Source organism: Xanthomonas euroxanthea, from assembly GCF_903989455.1.
In the GTDB taxonomy this organism is placed as follows: domain Bacteria; phylum Pseudomonadota; class Gammaproteobacteria; order Xanthomonadales; family Xanthomonadaceae; genus Xanthomonas; species Xanthomonas euroxanthea.
This window is the reverse complement of record NZ_LR861804.1, coordinates 1-18272: the sequence shown is the minus strand read 5'-3', so window position 1 is coordinate 18272 and position 18272 is coordinate 1. Positions and strand designations below refer to the sequence as shown.

At 61.8% G+C, this 18272-nt stretch carries 21 protein-coding genes; 7 read left to right on the top strand and 14 right to left on the bottom strand.

Annotation, left to right across the window (positions count from 1 at the left end; genetic code table 11):
* Nucleotide 1: 1 nt before the first annotated feature.
* The 7 genes from H7A86_RS20605 to H7A86_RS20575 all read right to left on the bottom strand — a co-directional run bounded on the left by H7A86_RS20605 (nucleotide 2) and on the right by H7A86_RS20575 (nucleotide 3012).
* A complete protein-coding gene (locus H7A86_RS20605; RefSeq protein ID WP_119132522.1) occupies nucleotides 2-409 on the bottom strand; it encodes a hypothetical protein in 408 nt (135 codons plus the stop codon).
* Nucleotides 410-429: 20 nt separating this feature from the next.
* Complete coding sequence (locus H7A86_RS20600) at nucleotides 430-618, bottom strand: antitoxin VbhA family protein (protein ID WP_104564664.1); 189 nt, start codon at nucleotides 616-618, stop codon at nucleotides 430-432.
* The gene (locus tag H7A86_RS20595; protein WP_074059037.1) at nucleotides 611-922 is read right to left on the bottom strand and encodes a TrfB-related DNA-binding protein; all 312 of its coding nucleotides are present in this window, start codon (nucleotides 920-922) and stop codon (nucleotides 611-613) included. Before H7A86_RS20595 ends, H7A86_RS20600 begins: the two co-directional genes overlap by 8 nt.
* 124 nt (nucleotides 923-1046) lie before the next feature.
* Entirely contained in the window at nucleotides 1047-1289 is a 243-nt protein-coding gene (locus H7A86_RS20590; RefSeq protein ID WP_039582826.1) for a hypothetical protein, read from the bottom strand.
* Nucleotides 1290-1293: 4 nt separating this feature from the next.
* Nucleotides 1294-1515 (bottom strand): DUF2688 domain-containing protein, encoded by a 222-nt coding sequence (locus H7A86_RS20585; RefSeq protein WP_119132523.1) that lies wholly within the window; start codon nucleotides 1513-1515, stop codon nucleotides 1294-1296.
* Nucleotides 1512-2135, bottom strand: coding sequence for a hypothetical protein (locus H7A86_RS20580; protein ID WP_119132524.1), 624 nt, complete (start codon nucleotides 2133-2135; stop codon nucleotides 1512-1514). The genes H7A86_RS20585 and H7A86_RS20580 overlap by 4 nt, the downstream gene beginning before the upstream one ends.
* A 52-nt stretch (nucleotides 2136-2187) precedes the next feature.
* Nucleotides 2188-3012, bottom strand: coding sequence for a DUF932 domain-containing protein (locus tag H7A86_RS20575; RefSeq protein WP_042841407.1), 825 nt, complete (start codon nucleotides 3010-3012; stop codon nucleotides 2188-2190).
* 1444 nt (nucleotides 3013-4456) lie between these two features.
* Between H7A86_RS20575 and H7A86_RS20570 the strand changes: the two genes are divergently transcribed.
* Complete coding sequence (locus H7A86_RS20570; protein WP_147421364.1) at nucleotides 4457-4669, top strand: hypothetical protein; 213 nt, start codon at nucleotides 4457-4459, stop codon at nucleotides 4667-4669.
* Between the two features lie 109 nt (nucleotides 4670-4778).
* On the opposite strand, the gene H7A86_RS20565 is transcribed toward H7A86_RS20570, so the two are convergent.
* The 3 genes from H7A86_RS20565 to H7A86_RS20555 are packed head-to-tail and all read right to left on the bottom strand — an operon-like array spanning nucleotide 4779 to nucleotide 7954.
* Entirely contained in the window at nucleotides 4779-5600 is an 822-nt protein-coding gene (locus tag H7A86_RS20565; RefSeq protein ID WP_119132482.1) for an N-6 DNA methylase, read from the bottom strand.
* Nucleotides 5590-5847, bottom strand: a complete 258-nt coding sequence (locus H7A86_RS20560; RefSeq protein ID WP_147421365.1) for a hypothetical protein — start codon at nucleotides 5845-5847, stop codon at nucleotides 5590-5592. Before H7A86_RS20560 ends, H7A86_RS20565 begins: the two co-directional genes overlap by 11 nt.
* Before the next feature lie 58 nt (nucleotides 5848-5905).
* Complete coding sequence (locus H7A86_RS20555; protein ID WP_119132480.1) at nucleotides 5906-7954, bottom strand: ParB/RepB/Spo0J family partition protein; 2049 nt, start codon at nucleotides 7952-7954, stop codon at nucleotides 5906-5908.
* A 1197-nt stretch (nucleotides 7955-9151) separates the two neighbouring features.
* On the opposite strand from H7A86_RS20555, the gene H7A86_RS20550 reads away from it, so the two are divergent.
* The 6 genes from H7A86_RS20550 (at nucleotide 9152) to H7A86_RS20525 (ending at nucleotide 14507) form a co-directional block, all read left to right on the top strand.
* Nucleotides 9152-10366, top strand: coding sequence for a S1 family peptidase (locus H7A86_RS20550; RefSeq protein ID WP_180708185.1), 1215 nt, complete (start codon nucleotides 9152-9154; stop codon nucleotides 10364-10366).
* Nucleotides 10367-10474: 108 nt separating this feature from the next.
* A complete protein-coding gene (locus tag H7A86_RS20545) occupies nucleotides 10475-10942 on the top strand; it encodes a hypothetical protein (RefSeq protein WP_147421367.1) in 468 nt (155 codons plus the stop codon).
* 189 nt (nucleotides 10943-11131) lie between these two features.
* The gene (locus H7A86_RS20540) at nucleotides 11132-12097 is read left to right on the top strand and encodes a hypothetical protein (protein WP_147421368.1); all 966 of its coding nucleotides are present in this window, start codon (nucleotides 11132-11134) and stop codon (nucleotides 12095-12097) included.
* Between the two features lie 11 nt (nucleotides 12098-12108).
* Nucleotides 12109-13206, top strand: a complete 1098-nt coding sequence (locus H7A86_RS20535; RefSeq protein ID WP_147421369.1) for a thioredoxin domain-containing protein — start codon at nucleotides 12109-12111, stop codon at nucleotides 13204-13206.
* A 73-nt stretch (nucleotides 13207-13279) separates the two neighbouring features.
* Nucleotides 13280-13798: a DarT ssDNA thymidine ADP-ribosyltransferase family protein gene (locus H7A86_RS20530; RefSeq protein ID WP_180708184.1), complete on the top strand. Its 519-nt coding sequence runs from the start codon at nucleotides 13280-13282 to the stop codon at nucleotides 13796-13798.
* Nucleotides 13791-14507, top strand: coding sequence for a DarT1-associated NADAR antitoxin family protein (locus tag H7A86_RS20525; RefSeq protein WP_119132491.1), 717 nt, complete (start codon nucleotides 13791-13793; stop codon nucleotides 14505-14507). The genes H7A86_RS20530 and H7A86_RS20525 overlap by 8 nt, the downstream gene beginning before the upstream one ends.
* A 202-nt stretch (nucleotides 14508-14709) precedes the next feature.
* On the opposite strand, the gene H7A86_RS20520 is transcribed toward H7A86_RS20525, so the two are convergent.
* The 4 genes from H7A86_RS20520 to H7A86_RS20505 form a co-directional block, all read right to left on the bottom strand.
* Complete coding sequence (locus H7A86_RS20520) at nucleotides 14710-15279, bottom strand: restriction endonuclease (protein WP_119132493.1); 570 nt, start codon at nucleotides 15277-15279, stop codon at nucleotides 14710-14712.
* A gap of 12 nt (nucleotides 15280-15291) precedes the next feature.
* The gene (locus H7A86_RS20515; protein ID WP_119132494.1) at nucleotides 15292-15933 is read right to left on the bottom strand and encodes a DNA-binding protein; all 642 of its coding nucleotides are present in this window, start codon (nucleotides 15931-15933) and stop codon (nucleotides 15292-15294) included.
* Between the two features lie 310 nt (nucleotides 15934-16243).
* Nucleotides 16244-16516, bottom strand: a complete 273-nt coding sequence (locus H7A86_RS20510) for a hypothetical protein (protein ID WP_180708187.1) — start codon at nucleotides 16514-16516, stop codon at nucleotides 16244-16246.
* A 262-nt stretch (nucleotides 16517-16778) separates the two neighbouring features.
* Complete coding sequence (locus H7A86_RS20505; RefSeq protein ID WP_119132496.1) at nucleotides 16779-18272, bottom strand: replication protein; 1494 nt, start codon at nucleotides 18270-18272, stop codon at nucleotides 16779-16781.

Sequence of the window (18272 nt, the reverse complement as noted above, 5' to 3'; positions counted from 1 at the left end):
GTCAATCGACCGTGCGATAGCAGTCGTGATAGTTGGTCGCCGGGCACACATACCGCCTGCCGGTCGCGCCCGTGCGCAGGTCCACGCGATCGCCCGACAGCATAGGGGCCACCCCGTTGACGACGAAGCGTCCCGTGTCAGTGGTAATGACCGATCGGGGCGAACTGCTGGTGCTGCCGGTTGCAAGAGCGATCCCACGCCCGGTCGCGCCAATTCCGCTGAAACTCCCCTCCGAACCCGGATCTACGGTGACCGTTTGTACGACGCCGGCCGGCGTCGTCTTGACGATGTGCGTAGACAATGGGGCGATGGCTGCCAGGCTGCCCGTGACAGCCATAAACCCGATAACGACGCCGCCGACTTTGGCGGCCTCTTTCCAATCGAAACGCTGAGCGGTAGCGGTGGACATAAGCCCTCCTAGTCGATCTTCTATTCGTTGCCAGCGACAAGGCGTCGGCGGATGCTCGCGATCACGTCTGCCGGCTCAAGCTCGCCGAGTGCCACCTGGTCGAGCTCTGCCCGGGTCTGGGCATCGACCTCAAGACCTTCGAGCCGCTGGGATGCGATCGCGTTGGCCACAGCGCGGCGGCGATCTTCGATTTCGTGTGCGTCAAGCATGATTTTTCTCCTGTGTGGTCGTGCGGGCTTCGGCTGCAAGGGCGCGCACTTGTTTGGCCAACTCCGGTGGCATCCACTCATCGACGCGTTCCCAGTCGGGCGGAAACTCGTTCGCAGCGGCCATGACCCGTTGAACCATCTGGCTGACGCGCTGGCGGCTGAGGCCATTTTCCTCGGCCGCTTCTGCCTGTGACTTTCCGTCGACAAGCACGCGTCGGGCGATCTGGACGGTGTCGACAGTAAGCCTTCCTAACCGTGGCTGGATGACTTCAAATTCCGCGGCGGTCATGGGCACTTTCTGCATTGCTGCGATATTCCTGCGTAATGGGGCGGGGGCGTGATGCCCCCGCCTGTCGGGTTTTGCGGTACTCCTAAACTCACACTTGCGTCAATATTTGTCAATATTTACAGCGGATCTATTGACGGCTCTATCGCTGCCGCAGACTCCACCCATCGACGCGACGACGTGCAGCCTCGGCGATTTCGCATTCCAGCTGGCGAAAGAAGGGTTTGCGCTGTTGGGTGCTGGTCACTGCAAACCCCGCTTCCAGGGCAACGCGTGCGGCGTCGTTGATGCGCAACCCTTTGAGCGTGGCGTAAGCACCGGCCAAATCGCCCCGGCGCGTCGCCTCGTTCAACTGCTGGGCCAACAGGGCAATTTGGTCCGGCATGGTTTCATTCCTCCTGCAGACGGCGGATGGCAGCGGCCAGATGCAACGCATCGATTTGCGCCTGCGCGATCTCGGCGCGTTCCTCTGCGGTCACGCATTCTGTGCAGATGCTGCCGAGCCGCTGTTTCAGATCGTCCAAACCGAGCGGGCTATGACGAAGGGTTCGCAATGGCGTACCGCAACGCCGGCACTGAGTTTCGATAACGTCGGTGATGATCTTGCTCATAACGCGGTCATGCTGTCGGTCGCGGCCTGTCGCAGCGTCGTGATTTTCTCGGCGAGGTTATCCGTCAGCTCCCCGGCTGCCCGCAGCTGATCTTCGAGCTGCTGCAGGCCTTGCAGGTAGCCTTCTACGAAATCCGGCACCTCTTCCCTGAAGTCAGGAATGGCCTCCATTTCCCGTCCGCTTTTCCGACCCGCACCTGTCGTTGAATCTTGCAGCGCTTCCCGCCAGGTCGCGTCGTCGTCGGGAATTTCTTCAGCCTCCGGCTCATAGGTGATGCCATGAGCCTGCGCCAACGTTTCCGCCTCCGCTGACCATTCGTCGAAATGGAGGTTCAGCAATTTGGCTTCACCCTCGAAATCGCGGCGCAACTCCTTGAACGGGTTATCGCGCTCGTCGCCGCGAATGCCGGCTGCTGCAGCTTCCGCGAGCGACGCGCTTACCGCATCCAAGCAATTTGCCTGCAACGCCACGATGGCGAATTGGCTATGGCGGGTTGCCAATTCGATGGCCTCCGCCGACTTCCACTGACGGGAAATACGTGCATGGCCTGCGCCGATGTAGCCGGCGAAACGTGCCTTGAAATCTTCGACAGCAGGCAGAGAAAGATTGCGTGTGTTCATGGCCGAAACTCCGTGAGGCTTGCCCCGGCCGTAGCCGGGGCAGGGTAGGGGATTAGTGGTGCAGTCGACGCATTTCTGCGGCTAGCACCCACAGCGCACGGTTGAGCTTAATGCTCTGGTCGATGCCGTTGACGGGGCGGGTGGTGGTGGGCCGACCCTTGGCGTTGCGACCGCGCAAGCCGCCGCGCACCATGTTTTCCTGCACGCGGTTGAACGTCGTCCACAGGTCCGGCTTGCGATCCTCCCAGCGCTTCGGGGTTAGCAGCTGCTGTTCGGTGATCGGGGCAGGGGCGGTGTCGTCGTCGTAGCGCAGTGCAAGGGCAGCACGCGCGAATGCGGTCTGCTCGCCTTCTGCCAGCGTCAGGCTCTGCATACCCTCGCGTTGCTCGTCGGCGGCCGCAAAGCTGTCCACCACCTGGTAGGCACCTTCGATGACCTGGCTGACGACATCGCCCTTGTGGGGCACACGGATGTCGCCGACCGTATCGCCGACGACCATGCCGTTCTGGCACACGAAGCGGAAAACCCCGGCTAGCATCTGGTAGGAAGAGCTGCCGTCATGGCTGTTGAGCAGGATGATTTCGTTCGCCTCGCCGGCCTGGATCTGGTTGGCGTGACGCATGCGGATCATGTGCTTGGTGTGCTCCCGCTTGTCGGGGTTGCGGGTGCGGGTCTGCACGACCATGAACGGCGAAAACCCTTCCTTGCGCAGCCCATCGAGCACGTCGATGGTTGGAATGTAGGTGTAGCGCTGCGAGCGGCTTTCGTGTGCCTCGTTGGCGAAGATCGAAGGCGCGAAGCGAGCGATTTCGTCATTGGTCAGCGGTTGGGCGGAGCGGATGCCGTGGGATTTACGGCCGAAACGACTGGCGAGCATGCTGTTTTCTCCTGCGAGTTGGTGGACCGTCCGGGGGGTGGTTGCCGCCACTGACCCCGGCCGGATCGGAAGAAAATAGGACTAATATCGCCTTCCGATAGGACAATAATAGGACAAAATGGTAGGCTTGTCAACACCTGTCAATAGATATTCTGTTTTCGTTCATTTACGCCGCAAGACAGATTCAGCGCACCGCTTCGCCCTTCGGGCCTGCTAGGTGGTGAGGGAGGGTTGCGGGCTTTTGCGCCGGCGCAGCCGGTGCGATTGGAGGCGACGGGCGCGCAGCGGCCGTCTCCTTCCTCTGGCCCTGGAGCGCAGGAAGATTCTCGGCGGGGGTCTGCTTGGCGGAGCCGGTCGGGCGCGGTAGGCCCGTCCTGCGCCGCGGCGTCGGCGCGAGCAAGGGGACCGTGGAATAAATGGGGGGACCCGCGCAGCGGGGGGAACCGTTTATGCCGCGAAAGCCCCTTGCTCGCATTAGCCGGCGACGTGGTGCAGGTTCAAGGGCTGATAGCGGCCGACCGGCTCCGCCGAGCCCCGACGATCGCGCGGAAGGGCCGGCAAGCCCCGTCAGGGGCGCGCAGGGGCGCCGGACGGCGACCCGGAGGGTGGAGGCCGCCAGGCGGCCGCCACAAGGCTCACGCGGCCGTCCACGCCTGATCCACAGCCAGCGCGCAGCGCTGCCCGTCGCCGTCGGGGATAGCTCCACCTATCCCCAGGCGTCGGGGAAGCTGTGCGGTCAGGGGTGGGCGGGCCTGCCGATTGCAGGTCGTCCTCGTCTTGTCCACGGGCGCGGCCCAAGGCCGGCTGCGCCGGGCGGTTCCGCCCGCCTGGCGCAGCACGCACGGTGGGCAAGAGGTGGACGAGCTGCCCCGCCTCGCGCCGGCTCTGCCGGCGTGCGGCGGTCATGCACGCTGGCCAGCGCTAGCTGGCCGCCGATCAGGGCAAGCGGAGCGCGCAGGCCGCGTGCGGCCGGAGGCGTGAGAGGCCCGCAGGGCCGTGGATGGAAGCCCGAATGGGGCGAGACACGCGCAGCGGGGCTCGATGCGAAGCACGACAGCCCGACCCGGAGCAGAGCGTAGGGGCACGCCATCACGCTCTAGCCCTTACGCATCGTTCCCTTTTCGTTCTTGCTGAGCTATAGGATGACGTGGCCGCCAATTACAACCGACCAAAACCCGTCGACCCAATCTGGTATCGCAGAAACTGCTATCTGCGAATGGCCTGCAATTGTGGCCGGCGAGTAGTTGTCCAGGTCGGAGAATTTGCCGACACGCACCAGGTACCGGCGAACTTGTTGTTGCACGACCTGGCGCAACGGCTGCGCTGCTCCAGCTGTGGCGGCCGACCTGCAGTCGACGTGACGCGCTATGCCAAGGGCAACTAGCCCAAGCGTTGGCCGGCCGCTTTGCTACTCTGGCCGGACACCCACCAGCAGGATCTGACGATGCATGTGACTGCACTGGAAGAAAGCTTGATTGTCCACGCCGAGACCTTGATCGGCGCGGCGTTTCCTAACGCGGAGAAACTGTGGATTTCGGCGGCTGCGCGCTGGCAGGTCTTGGGCGCGCGGGCCGGCCTCGGGGAACGCGAGCGGGGCTGCTGCGCGAACATGTTGGCCAGCATGGAGCATGCGCAGGGCAAGGCCCGCGCAGCCTGACGCAGCGCCGTTGGCAACCGCAAAAAAGCCCGCTTGGATCTGCCAAGCGGGCTGCAGGAAAGAAAGCCGCGCAGCTGCTGTATGCAGCAGTTGTGCGACCGTTAGCGGGCTAAAACAGCGTGAGTTGCCCAGTCGAGTGAGCGGGCCGCTGCTCGCGGCGGCCGCTCGATGGCGCGGCGTGCGCGGCAACGCCGCCGCCTTCCTCGCAGGTGGGAACAGCAATAGCCGGCGAGGCGGCAACCTCGCGACGTTCCCGCGCGGCAAGCCGCGCATTCCAGCCGCCCATGACGTGTGCGGGCGTGAACCAATGTTCGCGCTCCTCCAAGGTGAGCGCATTGCCGACGATGACGACAGCGGGGATGTGCAGCAGGGAAAACTGCACGTAGGCCATGTGCGCGGCACGCGCGTCAACGTCCACCGCCGTGACGTGCAGATGCCGTTGGTAGTTGATGCCGGCGTTCTGCATCGCCTCGGCGAGCGCGATGATGAGCGCGCCTGCACCGCAGGCGGGCTCGCAGGCCGTGACGAAGCCTTGGCGCTCGATGATCGCGCGGGCCTCGGCGCCGTCGCCGATCTGCATGCGGGCCATCATCCGGCACACCTCAAACGGTGTGAAAAACTGCCCTCGCGCAGTGTTGTGCAATTCCAGCGCGCCGAAGACCGCGCCGAGCACGTCGCAGGGTCCCGCCTCCAAGGCCATCGTCACTTCGGCGAGCACCTTGGGAAACGCGTCGATCACGTCACGGTCATAGCGTCTGACGATTTCGAGGTAACGGGCTTCGCGGGCCTCGCGTTGGGCAAAGTCCACTGCATTGCTAATAGCCAATGCCATGCAAGACATGCAGTCAGAAAAAACCGTGTAGAGGTCGTGCCGGTAACGGCACGCCTCCATCAGCTTGACGATGGCCTTGATGTGGGGATCACTGGCCATCGGTGCTGTCTCCGCAACGCGGCGCATTGGTAGGCAGGGGACCGAGCAAGTCGGGATCAAGGTCTTCCAGCTCGCCCAGCCCGAACGCGCGCAGCGCAAGGGCCAACACCGCATCAAGGGATTCCCACTCGACATGTTCGCCCTCGTTGAAGAGCATCGAACGAATAAAGATCCGGCACGTCTCGGCGGCGAGGGCCGGGTCGGGAGCTTGGGCGAGGGCGGCAAGAATAGGATTGGTCTGATTCATGGCGATCATCCGGCGAAGGGCAGGGATGGTGGCCGGGCGAGCCCGGCCACCTGTGCGATCACGCAGCGAGTGCCGCTGCGCTTTCGGCCTTGGCCTTGCGGCTCCTTGACTTCGGCGCGGCCTTCGGTGCGCTGGCCTTCGGCTTGGCCTGCTTCTTCGCGACGGGCGCAGCCTTCGGCTTAGGCGTGCGAATGCCCTTTGGCACCCAGCCCGAACCCGCAAGTCGCGTTTGAGCTTCGGCGGCGAGCTGGCCTTTCTTCTGCGCGAGCAACGCGGCCCGGTCGGCGTCGTTTTTGATCTGCTTGGCCTCGGCCAAAGCCTCGACCATCAGCCCCTTGGAAACCTTGCCGAGATAGTTGTCGGCGGTCGGCTCGAAATGTTCGGCCATGTCGAACTGCAGGGTTTCCAGCAGCTTTCCGGTGAGCCCCGCATGGTTGCTGTCAACGCTGACGGACATCGCAACGCCATAGGCGATCAAGCCATCCAGCTGCGCGGGTTCCATCACTGCCAGCGCATCCCACAGCTTGCCGTCCGTGGATGGCAGCCCCTTGATGGCTTCTTTGCATGCCGCAGCAAACGCGGCCGTTTTCGCCTTGCCTGCCTCGTCCGCGATCGGGTGATGCGTGCGGGTACCGTAGCCACCGGAAATTGCGAGGTCAGACGGAACGGTGTGCGGGGTGTAGCCGTGCGAGTCTTGACGGCGGATCTGCTTTACCGCCCAGCACGCCAACAGGAGTTTGGCGGCGTCCGGCCGCTGCGCGACAACCATCTGCACAGCGACATTGCGATGCCCCAGCAGCGAGCGGCGCAGTGCGTCGGACACAGCATCGCTTTTGCGGCCTGCCGGTTCGCTTTCGCGCCCGCCTTGGATCGATGACCCCTCACCCATAGCAGCGGCGATGGCCTTGCGGTCGGCGGCTTTCACCATGCCGCGCTCGATGCGCAGCCGCCCCGCGTCGCGGATTACCAGCGCCCCGGCGTGGGCGCGCACATCGTCCGGAACGACCATGTGCTTCGCTGCGATCTCCTCGATCTGGTCGGGGATTTCCTGCTGCAGGTCGTAAAGCGCGCCAAGCCGCTCGTTTTCCTCGTCGGTGTATTCCTCGGTGCCGGCCTCCAGGGCCTCGACCTCGGCATTCACCTTGTCGAGTTCAGCCTGCAATTCGTCCAGCTGGGCGCGGTCCTCGGCGGGCACCTCGCCCACAACCTCCGGCGCTCGCCCGAGCCGCTGAAAATCGGTGTAATCGAATGTGGGCCACACTTCGACCCAGCCCCAGCCCTCGGCGCGAACCGTCTCGGCTTCGGCTTCCAGCTTGTCGGCGACCAGCTTTTCCAGCAGCGCCACGTCGGTGATAAACCCACCATTGTCGTCATCGGTAAACAGGTCGCGGCGTACTACGCCACCAGCAGCCTCGAAGGCGGTAACGCCGCCGATGAAAGCGACGCGCTTGTCGGTAGACGCATCGACCTCCTGAGCAAGCACCGCGCGGCGAAGCTCGGCAGGGCTGCTGTTCCATGTGGAACCGCCGAGCCGATCCCAAACGGCCAGCTGCAAAGCGTGATCGTCTGTCGCGCACAGGGCAATCATCTGATCGGTGGACAAGACGCCAGCGCGGAATTTCTCGATCAGTTCCGGCGCGGCGGCTGCGAGCTTCAAGCGCCGCTCTACGACCAGCGGCGTCACGCCAAAGGCATCTGCGATGCGGTCGATGGTCCAGCCCTCGACGGTCAACAGCTGGAAAGCGTCGAACTCGTCAGCAGGCAGCATGTTTTCGCGCTGGATGTTCTCAGCAAGGCTGATGGCGGTCGCGTTGTCCTCGTCTACGACAGTCACGCGCACGGCCCAATCTGGATCGATCTTGCCGGTTTTGACCAGCAAATAGATGGCGTCATGTCGGCGCTGGCCGGCAGCTACACCGAACACGCCTTCGGCGACCGGGTGAACGATGAGGTTTTGCAACAGACCTTGAGTGAGGATCGAGGCCGCCAACGCTTCAATGCCCGCCTTGTATTCGGGGGTGTCGCGACCGGTGCGGCGCACGTTCTTGGGGGATTGAGTGAGCCGGTTGAACGGCACATGGGTTTCCATGAAATCGATGGTGGACATGCTGTTTTCTCCTGCGAGTTGGTGGACCGTCCGGGGGGTGGTTGCCGCCACTGACCCCGGCCGGATCGGAAGAAAATAGGACTAATATCGCCTTCCGATAGGACAATAATAGGACAAAATGGTAGGCTTGTCAACACCTGTCAATAGATATTCTGTTTTCGTTCATTTACGCCGCAAGACAGATTCAGCGCACCGCTTCGCCCTTCGGGCCTGCTAGGTGGTGAGGGAGGGTTGCGGGCTTTTGCGCCGGCGCAGCCGGTGCGATTGGAGGCGACGGGCGCGCAGCGGCCGTCTCCTTCCTCTGGCCCTGGAGCGCAGGAAGATTCTCGGCGGGGGTCTGCTTGGCGGAGCCGGTCGGGCGCGGTAGGCCCGTCCTGCGCCGCGGCGTCGGCGCGAGCAAGGGGACCGTGGAATAAATGGGGGGACCCGCGCAGCGGGGGGAACCGTTTATGCCGCGAAAGCCCCTTGCTCGCATTAGCCGGCGACGTGGTGCAGGTTCAAGGGCTGATAGCGGCCGACCGGCTCCGCCGAGCCCCGACGATCGCGCGGAAGGGCCGGCAAGCCCCGTCAGGGGCGCGCAGGGGCGCCGGACGGCGACCCGGAGGGTGGAGGCCGCCAGGCGGCCGCCACAAGGCTCACGCGGCCGTCCACGCCTGATCCACAGCCAGCGCGCAGCGCTGCCCGTCGCCGTCGGGGATAGCTCCACCTATCCCCAGGCGTCGGGGAAGCTGTGCGGTCAGGGGTGGGCGGGCCTGCCGATTGCAGGTCGTCCTCGTCTTGTCCACGGGCGCGGCCCAAGGCCGGCTGCGCCGGGCGGTTCCGCCCGCCTGGCGCAGCACGCACGGTGGGCAAGAGGTGGACGAGCTGCCCCGCCTCGCGCCGGCTCTGCCGGCGTGCGGCGGTCATGCACGCTGGCCAGCGCTAGCTGGCCGCCGATCAGGGCAAGCGGAGCGCGCAGGCCGCGTGCGGCCGGAGGCGTGAGAGGCCCGCAGGGCCGTGGATGGAAGCCCGAATGGGGCGAGACACGCGCAGCGGGGCTCGATGCGAAGCACGACAGCCCGACCCGGAGCAAAGCGCAGGGGCACGCCCATGATGAGCCCCCCTTTTCACGTCGCGATCACAACTCTTGCCAGACGCTTAACCAGCCACGGATGGCCCCGCCGCCAGACAGGAGTCGGGCTCTTCGGGAGGTACGTCATGTTGATAAAAGCGCTGCTTTCAACCGTATTTGTCGGCTCTATAGCTTTTGCCACCCCCGCATTTTCCAGTCCACACGTCACCACACTGACCGCTGATCAGGCGCGGTCGGTCGACGCCCAGCACCTCGCAAAGAGCATAGGGATCAGTTCCGCGGAAGCTGCAAGACGACTGACGCTGCAGGAGGCATCTGGTCCGCTGGGCCGTCAATTACGAAAGTCGTACGAAAGCCGCTTGGCTGGCATCTATCGAGAATGGACGCCATCACCACGGATCGTCATCCGCTTAAAAGGTCCTCAAGCGGAGCGAGCGCGATTTTTGACCTATGCCGGTGAGACGATTGAGGTAGTTTTCATCCCTGGGGCTTCTCATAGCCTGGCTGAGCTGGCCAAAGCTCGACAACAGCATGCAGCTGCTATCAAGGCCGCATTCCCGACTTTGCAGGCATCACAGATCGATGAGCGCACGGGGGAGCTTGTACTAGAGACCTTGGATAACGGCTCGCCTGAGCGAGCGGCGGCTCTAGCTTCCGAAATTGGCGTGCCTATTCGTGTCGAGAGTAACCAAGTCGTCCGCCAGCTCGCGCTGAGTGGGAGCGGCGCTCTCGATATCGGAACGGTTCAAAGTGCCTGCACAGGCGCATTTGTTGTCGTGCAGAACGGCACTTCAGACTATGGGCTAGTCACTGCCGGGCATTGCGGCGGTACAGACGCTAGCTATTTCACTCTTGATGCTGACACGATCCCGGTGTCGTTTGCGGGTAGATCCTGGGATGGGTCTCGAGATTTACAGTGGTACCGCGTGAGTGATGAAACCGAAATCACATCATCCTTTTACTCTGATGATGCAACAGAACGCAGTGTGTCTGGCGTGCGCTGGAAAGAAGACACTCTTGTTGGTGACAACCTCTGCTTTTACGGCCAACAGTCTGGCCAGCAATGCGGCGTGGTCGATAGTCTCGCCTACCAGCCCAATCTGCCAGCAGGATGCAACGGGCAAGTCTGCCAACCGAATTTCATTTCAGTAGCAGCAACAGCAGGCGGCCTGAGTTGCGTTGGAGGTGACAGTGGTGGTCCGGTTTTCCAGAACCAAAACGCATATGGTGTCCTCTCAGGTGGCGCTTTCAGCACGACCACTCAGGAATGCACGCGGTTCTTCTATACGGATATCAGTGAGCTCCAAGCGCTAGGAATCAGGGTCAACGTCCCGTTCTGACCCATCCGTATTTCGACACAAATCTATGCTCCCTCCGCAGGGAGCATATTTTTGATTGGGATGTCGATGAGGTCTGTAGCGATGTTCGTTTTTCTAGGATGTGCCGGCATGGCTCACGCCGAAGGCTGCATCACGAAGCCGATCGACATGAACATGCCTGGGGTCAATCGCGAGCTTGCGAAACGCATCCGAGCAGTCTTTCCAACACTGATCAATCCCATCATCACGAACGTCGCGCTGCTGGGTATTGGGCCTGCTGACTGTAACGCTCCGGACGTTGCGGAACGCAAGGTCCGCGTTGAAACCATGCTGCAGATGCCCGTCACCCTTTATCAAGACGATAGCGGTCGCGACTTTGACCTTATTCCTCTTGGACGCCGCGACCAGATCGATCTGCGCAAACGAATCCTCGCGATCTTCCCGACATTGACGACTCGGGGATTGCTTTTCGACCGGGATGTCGAAGTGCTGTACCTGGCTGATAGCGATCTTCATGCCAAAGACGTGGAAAGTCGTCAGATGCAGGTCGAAGCAATCGTCGGAAAGCCGGTTGTTCTGAGACTGGAAACAAGGTGAGAGATTCGGCACAGCGTGAAGCGCTGTCGTAAAAAGGCTGGACGGAACTTCGCGCCAATCTGCTGAAGCAGCTTCCTTTTCACATCAAATAGACAACTAATGGAGTACCTGAGGCGGGCGGGCGGGATCTGCCCCACATGTCGGGCAGTCTCCTGTGCCCCGCAGAGCAGTACAGAACAGGAGAGCGTCATGATAAAGACAGCACTGTTTTTCGGCTCCATTATCGCCCTAGGCGGCCTTTCGGGCGTAGCTGCAGTTGCCGGTCCAGCAGATTTGGCGAAAGCAGAGCAAACCAAGCAGCACACGTTCGCAACGAACGAGGTCCACGCGGCGTATGACGCGGCGAAACATTGGTCGATCGTCGACGTCAACGACCGTTTCATGATCAAGAGCAGTCCTGCAGCAGAAGGCGGCAAAGTGCAATTTGCGTTCCTGGACGGCGCGCGATCGCAGATCGGGACATGCGAGGCGGCGTCCAAGCTAAAACCCGGCGAACGAAGGACGACGTTCCTGCACGTGTCTTATTCCAAGCCCGACGCGGAGGGGAAACGACAGTTCGAGCTCCGCCGAACTCTGGATTTCAACGGGCATGACCAGGTGTATCGGTTCAAGGCGGGGGACGGGACGCTAGCAACGCTCGAGCCCGGCGTCAGGGTAGGCCTGGAGCATGGCGTCTTCGCCTACGAACAGACCACCGGGCCGATCGGCACATCCGGACAGACGCAGGCCGTGCGGGTGAGCTACCAGCTGAATGACAAGTACAGCGACATTGCCTCGTCGGTAGAGATGGACCGCAATCGTTGGGTGGTTTCAACCAGCCAGCCCAGCGCCGGGGCACCGCCGATCTACAGCGTCAACAGCACCGCCGTGCTCGCGCATGTGCCCGGCACGAAGGACTTGGCGCGCGATCGCGCGATCGTGGCGAATCCGATGCGAGGCAGCGGGATCGGCGTGGCCGCCGATGCGGTCGCATTGAAAGTCGCTGGGCAACAACCACCTAAAGGCGTGGAAGGGTTGCAGATGGGACCGGAAAAGCAGGTGGCGCTGTGCATTGCCGTCAGTTGCTCCTTCGACTTCCAATGCAACGGGCAGAGCCCCAGTTGCATTTGCCATGAGTTGAGCACCGGTCCGAATCTTGGGACCTGCGCAGTGTAGGACGTAGCGTGATGCCGCAACACGAAAAACAGACGAACTCCGTCATGACGGCAAGTCGACTTCTGCCCGGGGACCGGGCACCCACGTTGCGGTTCGCACGCGTTTTCAATGGCAGTCAGCCGATCGGGCAGGTGACGTTCGACCGGCTGACTGCTGTCATTTTGTGGAATGCGGGCTGTGCCAGTTGCCTGCCGGCGGTGGGCGAGGTCGCCACGATCGCCGCGGACTACGCGATGCCGGTCTACGGCGTCGCGGTGATGGTGCGGGACGTCGAGCGCACGGCGGAGGTGGCTCTGCAGGGCAATCCGCAAGCTGTCCTGGCGCTCGAGGAGCGTCCAAGCCATGCCGTCGGCCTCATGCGTGGAAGCGTTACCCGCAATTGGCTGGAAGCCAGCGGAATTCCGGGCGTCCCGGCGGCCTACCTCGTCGACAGGGCAGGGCGCATTGCCTGGATCGGCGACCCCGCTGAGATTACTGGCGTGCTGCCTGAGCTGGCCGCGGGATCTTGGGACGTTGCCGCCGCCCGCGAACGTTGGTGCGCAACGGCAAGTGATGAGGCGATCACGCAGCTGCGTCTGACACGCGACGTGATGGATACGCTGATCGCAGGCCAGATCCGATCGGCCCGCGAGCTGGTAGCCATAGGTGAACGGGACCTGCCATCACTGGCAAGCGACGCCGAGTTCGCGATTCTAAAGTTCCAAGCGCTAGCCGCCGTACCCGCCGAAGTCGACCAGGCTGTCGCCCATTACCGCGCGGCGGCCGCACGGTTTCCAGACGATCTACGGATGCAGACGATGCTAGCCGGCGCGGCAATCAAACAGCTACGCGACTGGGCAGAGGTTCTTGACCTGGTCGCAGACGCAATGGCCGCGATCAGCGATGGACCGGCGGCCGATGTTGCCGAGGCGCAGAGCCGCATTCTGTGCCGGCTGCTGGAAGCGGAAGCAGCAGCCCGGCTGGAACGGCCGGACCAGGCGAAAGTCGCTCTAGAGCGCGCGACCGTGATGGCCATGTCGGCGACATTGCCGGAGGCTGCGAGTGTGTGGGCGACAAAGGAGATCGAGCGTGTACGCGGGCTGCTCCCAGCATCAGTGATGCTGCCCTAAGCAAACAATTGCATGCGCAACCGTTTACACGCAACCTATGCTCGCGAATCAACGCGAGCAAATAGGTCAAGTCATGGATGCGAACGATCAGCTTAAGCAGATAACTTGGCTCTATCATTTTACTGACCGCCGAAATCTTCCCCTTATTCGAGAGCAAGGCGGTCTTCTGCCTTTGGCAGAATTACAGCGGCGCGGTGCCATCGTTCCTGCGCCTGGCGGGAATGAGTGGAGTCACGATGCAGATGCTCTAAAAGGGATGGGAAATTACGTGCACCTGTGCTTTCGCGAAAGCCATCCAATGGAATACATTGCGCGGCAGGATGGCAGGATTCAAAATACTATTTTTCTGCGAATTCATGCTTCCGTTTTGCAATTTCCCGGCGTTCGATTTACTAACGACGTATCCAATAAAGCCGGCGTTGAATCAATCCCTATAGCCGAGGCGGCACCTGTGATAGATTATCAGGTGCTTTATACCCGCACAGAATGGAAAGATCCGGCGATAAAGCTTCGCCTTGATCAGGCTGAAAAGTGCGAGGTACTGGTGCCAATGCTGATACCGCTCAACTTAATAGGAAATATAAATGGCTGAACGGCCTATCTTTGTTCCCTCGCTCGATGCCCCAGGGCTGGTCAAAGTAGTCAACTTTGATATCCCGTGGGCTTCAGGCTTTGCCGCCGTTCAAAAGCAGAAAAACATAAGCGCTCTCCATGCTGCAGCCAATTCTGCTGGCTTCTCACCTCTCCTTGAGATTTCGACCAAATCCCAAGAAAAGGCCGGGCAGCATTTGAGTGCTTTCCATTTGAAAGTGAGAAGCGAGTTAGGGGACATCCCTCTCGAAAACGCGTTTCAAGGCAGCAAGGTTTTTGAACACGGTGGGCCTTTTACCGACTTGCTCACTTCCGACCCGCGCAGTGCGAAGCGCGATCCACGGCTTCAAGAGTCTGGCCGCCTGATAGCGTTTGAATTTGAAGGAAACGAATTTCCCCTTCAGCCCACCACTGTGTTCTACGACTGGCTGTACCTGAACGCCATTTGGCCTCACCGCGAGTGGCTACGCGATCGTATTGACGGAAGTAAAAACCGCTATGCGGGTTTTACTGATATCGAGTTCAATCCGAATAAATCGATCAACTGCCAGGCCAAGTCTTGTGCTCTTTTCGTGTCGCTCATGCGGCTCGGCGAATTGGATGAGGCAATTGCCACGTCCGGTAGTTTCATAGCCATGATGAAAGAACGCTCGATCCGCAAGTCGAGTGCCGTACAACAACAACCCGGCCAGATGAATTTGATCGACTGAGGTTCAAACCACACGAAAGTAGGGCGGCTTCCGGCGCTGCCGCTCTCGGTCTAGTTCCTGCAACCGAGCCTGCGCGGAAACCTCACTCTCGGCAATTTCGACTAGCTGGCCATGCCGGCGCGAGCCTTTGCCGCCCCAGGATCGGATGACGGTATAGGTTCCGAAGAGGTCGAGGAACACGGCGGCCTCGTACCAGCGCGTGTCAGTTTCCCATCGTGCGGTGTGCATTGGCATTCTCCCGATCGAGACGGCCCGAGTTGAGAAAGTCCAGCAGCCGTTGGCCGCTGATGATGGTGAGGTGCGGATTGGCAGTGGCCAGCTCGCGGGCGCCGGCGCCGGTGCGGCCTGTGTGAATGAAGATCCCACGGCTTCCGCGGGCTTCCAGCAGCTCGGCGAACTCGAGGATATGAGCGCGGTTGATGTGCTTGCGGTAACGCTTGGCCTGCAGGAGATACCGCGTGCCGTAGAGGTACACCGCACCGTCGACGCCACCGTCCCCGGTGTAATGCGTATTTCGCTCGACGCGGTAGCCGCGCCGCTCGAAGGTCTCCAGCAGCAGTTCCTCGAATGTGAGGGGATCAATCTTTCGCAGGTAGGCCAGACGCTGCGGCATCAGCGGGATCGTGTTGATCTTGGCCAAGACCCGCCTCGCCTGATCCTGGCGGCGACGATGACGCCGCTCGCGTGCCTTCGGCCGCAGGGCGCTGGCAACGGCAAACGCAGCGAGGATCGCCAATGCAACGAAAAGGGCAAACAGTTGCGACCAGGACATGATGGCCTCCCGTCAGGCCTTCGAGCCGGCGACCCGGCTACCGATCGCTGCCGTTAGTTGAGCCAGCTGCGTTTCCAACGCCTCTACCTGGCCCTGCAAACGTGCGGCTTGCTCCAAAGCGATGCGTTCACTCTTGCGCGCCTCAATCGCCTCGCTGTCCTTGGCAGCCGCTTTCTCCGAAGCACGGTTGATCTCTTGGGCGGTGCGGATCTTGAACGCCTGGTGTTCTGCCGTGATCTGATCGCGCTCTACCTTCGCGGCCTCGCCATCGGCCACTTGTTGCCGCAAGAGCTCGGCTTCCTCGTTCAACTGGTCCGCGACTTCGAGGGATTCCCTTACCTGCTCCTGCAGAGCGGTGAATTCCTCGGCCAGCTTTTCCCGATCGCCGGCCAGGGCACGTTCGGCCGCAGTTCGAGCAACGGTCCAAATTTCCGCAGCCAGCACGCCGACAGCCTCAACAACATCCGGGGGCGGGGGCTCAACGACAGGCTGCGTCTTCTGCAGCTTTCGTTGCTTCCACTCGTTCATTGCGTCCTGGATGGTGGTGTAGCTGCCGCTGCCAAGCTTCTTGCGAACCGCGCTGAGGGTAGGTTTCACGCCATCGGCGTCGAGCTGGTCGGCAATTTTCCAGATTTGATCCTTGGTGATGGCCACGAAAAATCTCCGCTGTTGTAGTAGCGTGTATGATACTACATACTACAACATACAACAAGCATTTCACTTGGCATCGAGCAGGGTTGGCGCTATAATTCAGGCTAGCAATCCAACCACTCCTGCAGTTTGGTGGACATGCCGATGAAGCCCGAGACGTTGCCGCGTCTCGGGCTTTGCTTTGTCTAGGGGGTCGGGGTCGCCGGCATGCTGCAACCGGCAAGACAGATTCAGCGCATACAGCGGGTCGCGGCCGTCAGCCCTTGATTGCTCCACGTGGAGCCTGCCCCCTGAGCCACAAGGTAGCGATCATTCAAGATCGATCCGGATTGCCCTTGGCAAGATCCAGCTGCTTCACGGCAGATACGAAATCCAAACGCAGCAAGTACATGGCCAGGTCGATCGCACCGCCCCCACCTTTGTCAGCGCGTGTGTCAAACCATTTCGGTCCGGTGGCCAGCAGCTCCACCACGCCGTTACCGAGCGAAACGTACAAGCGCCTGGTGGCCTTGTCCTTCAACGGCTGAAAATCTGGATCTTGCTTCCAATAAAGCCCAAGAAGATCAAGCGCCGCAGGCACAGGCATGGTCTGCAGCTCGGCCAAGAGTTCCGGCGGAAACGACTTTCGCGGTCTCACTGAAGGATCCTTCTCGAAGCAGAAGCTCGGTTCCCTTCCCCCAGACCCCCAACCCTCTCCGGCCGCTCCGCGGCCTGCGCGCCCCGTGGACAACGCTGCGCGTTGACACACCGGGCTTGCGGGCTACTCGTGATATTTAAATCACGGGGGCTACTCCGGCCTGCGGCCGAGGCGGCCGGGAGCGCAAAAAACAACCCGAATACGCCAAAGATCATGCGCGCAAATCCCGGCCGCAGGGCTTCGCCATTAGTAATACGGACGGACCTTGAACATCGTGCTGAGCGCTATCAGCAGTGCCGGCAATACCGGCGCCAATGCTGGATTGGTCAGCTGTAATACGGACGGACCTTGAACGCTCTTGGGGGGCTTTCAGATAGCCCGCAACGGCGCCGACAGATACGTCCATACGCTGAGCAATCGCGCGAACAGATAAGCCTTCCGCCTTTAGCGCCTGAGCCTGCTTCCGCTTGGCCTGGGCCGCATCCAGGTAGGTTTCGCGGTCTACCGCGCCAGCTGCCCGCCGCTTGGCCTCGTGGCGCTTCCGATCGCGTTCCCTGGCCATGTCTGCACCAATGATGGTGCGCAGCTGCGCCTGCTCGTCAGAGGTGATCTGAAAGAGGTTGATGAGGGTGTCGTTTTTCGGGGTGTAGAGCGGGGCGAATTCTTTATCGCCCAATGTGACCTTTTCCCCGGCTTCGTAGGCTTTGGCCTTGCTGTAGAGCGTCATCAGCTCTTTGCTGCGGTAGTTCCATCCCGCGTCCAGCTCGCCGGCGAGCGCGGCGGCTTCGTGATACATCTGGCCACTGTGTGTTGCGCCCGATAGCAGCAGAAAATTCAGCCGCCAGAACAGGTGCTGCATCCGCTCACCCTCGCGCACCCCGCCGCGCAGCGTGGCCAGCGTGCGCAGATCCTCGAGGCGGTCCCAAGCAAGCTGCCGCCCGGAGAAGCCGCGCAGATTGTCCGACTTGCCGCCTGGCAGCAGCCTGAGCTGCTGGCGTTCGCGGCGATCGGCACGGTCCTGGCGTTGTTGCTCGATGGTCCATCTGGCTTTCGGCAGCAGTGCTTCTGCTAGGTACTCGAAGTTGTAGCGGATCGGATGGCCATCCTGGCCAGATTCGACGTGGACAACACGGCAGATGTTGCCGCTCTTGGTATTTACGGTGTCGACCAGGCGCAGCACACGCGAAGCATCCTTGGCTTGCGGATCTGCGCCAAGCGCGGCCAGTCGGTCGATTAGGTAACGCTGACAAGCGTTCCAGCGCGGCAGGGCCTGCCGTGGAATCGTCCCGTCCATCAGCCATTTCGCCTGCAGGCCTCGGCCGCTGTAAACGATGAGTGAGGGGGTTGGCAGGCCTTCCTCTGCGCAATGAAAGAGGACGGCCGCAGCCAGTTGCTCGGGCGTGCGTCCCGCTGCCCACGGCTGACGGTAAGTGTCGATATCGGCGAACAGGAGGCCGATGCGCAGCAGATTGACCACGCGCCGGTTGGGCCGCATGAACTCTGCCTGCGTCATCCAGGTGTCGCGGTCCTTGTCGATCAAGCCGAGCACTGCCGGCATGTCGGTCAGCCTATGGGACGACTGGCGCTTTTCACCGCGCTGGTCGACCAGCAGCGAGAAGAAGCCGGTTCGGCCAGCGTCGTGATAGGTCTGCGCCTCATCATCGATGCTGAATAGCGCGAGCTGCGCTTGTGTTTTCGTGCCCAT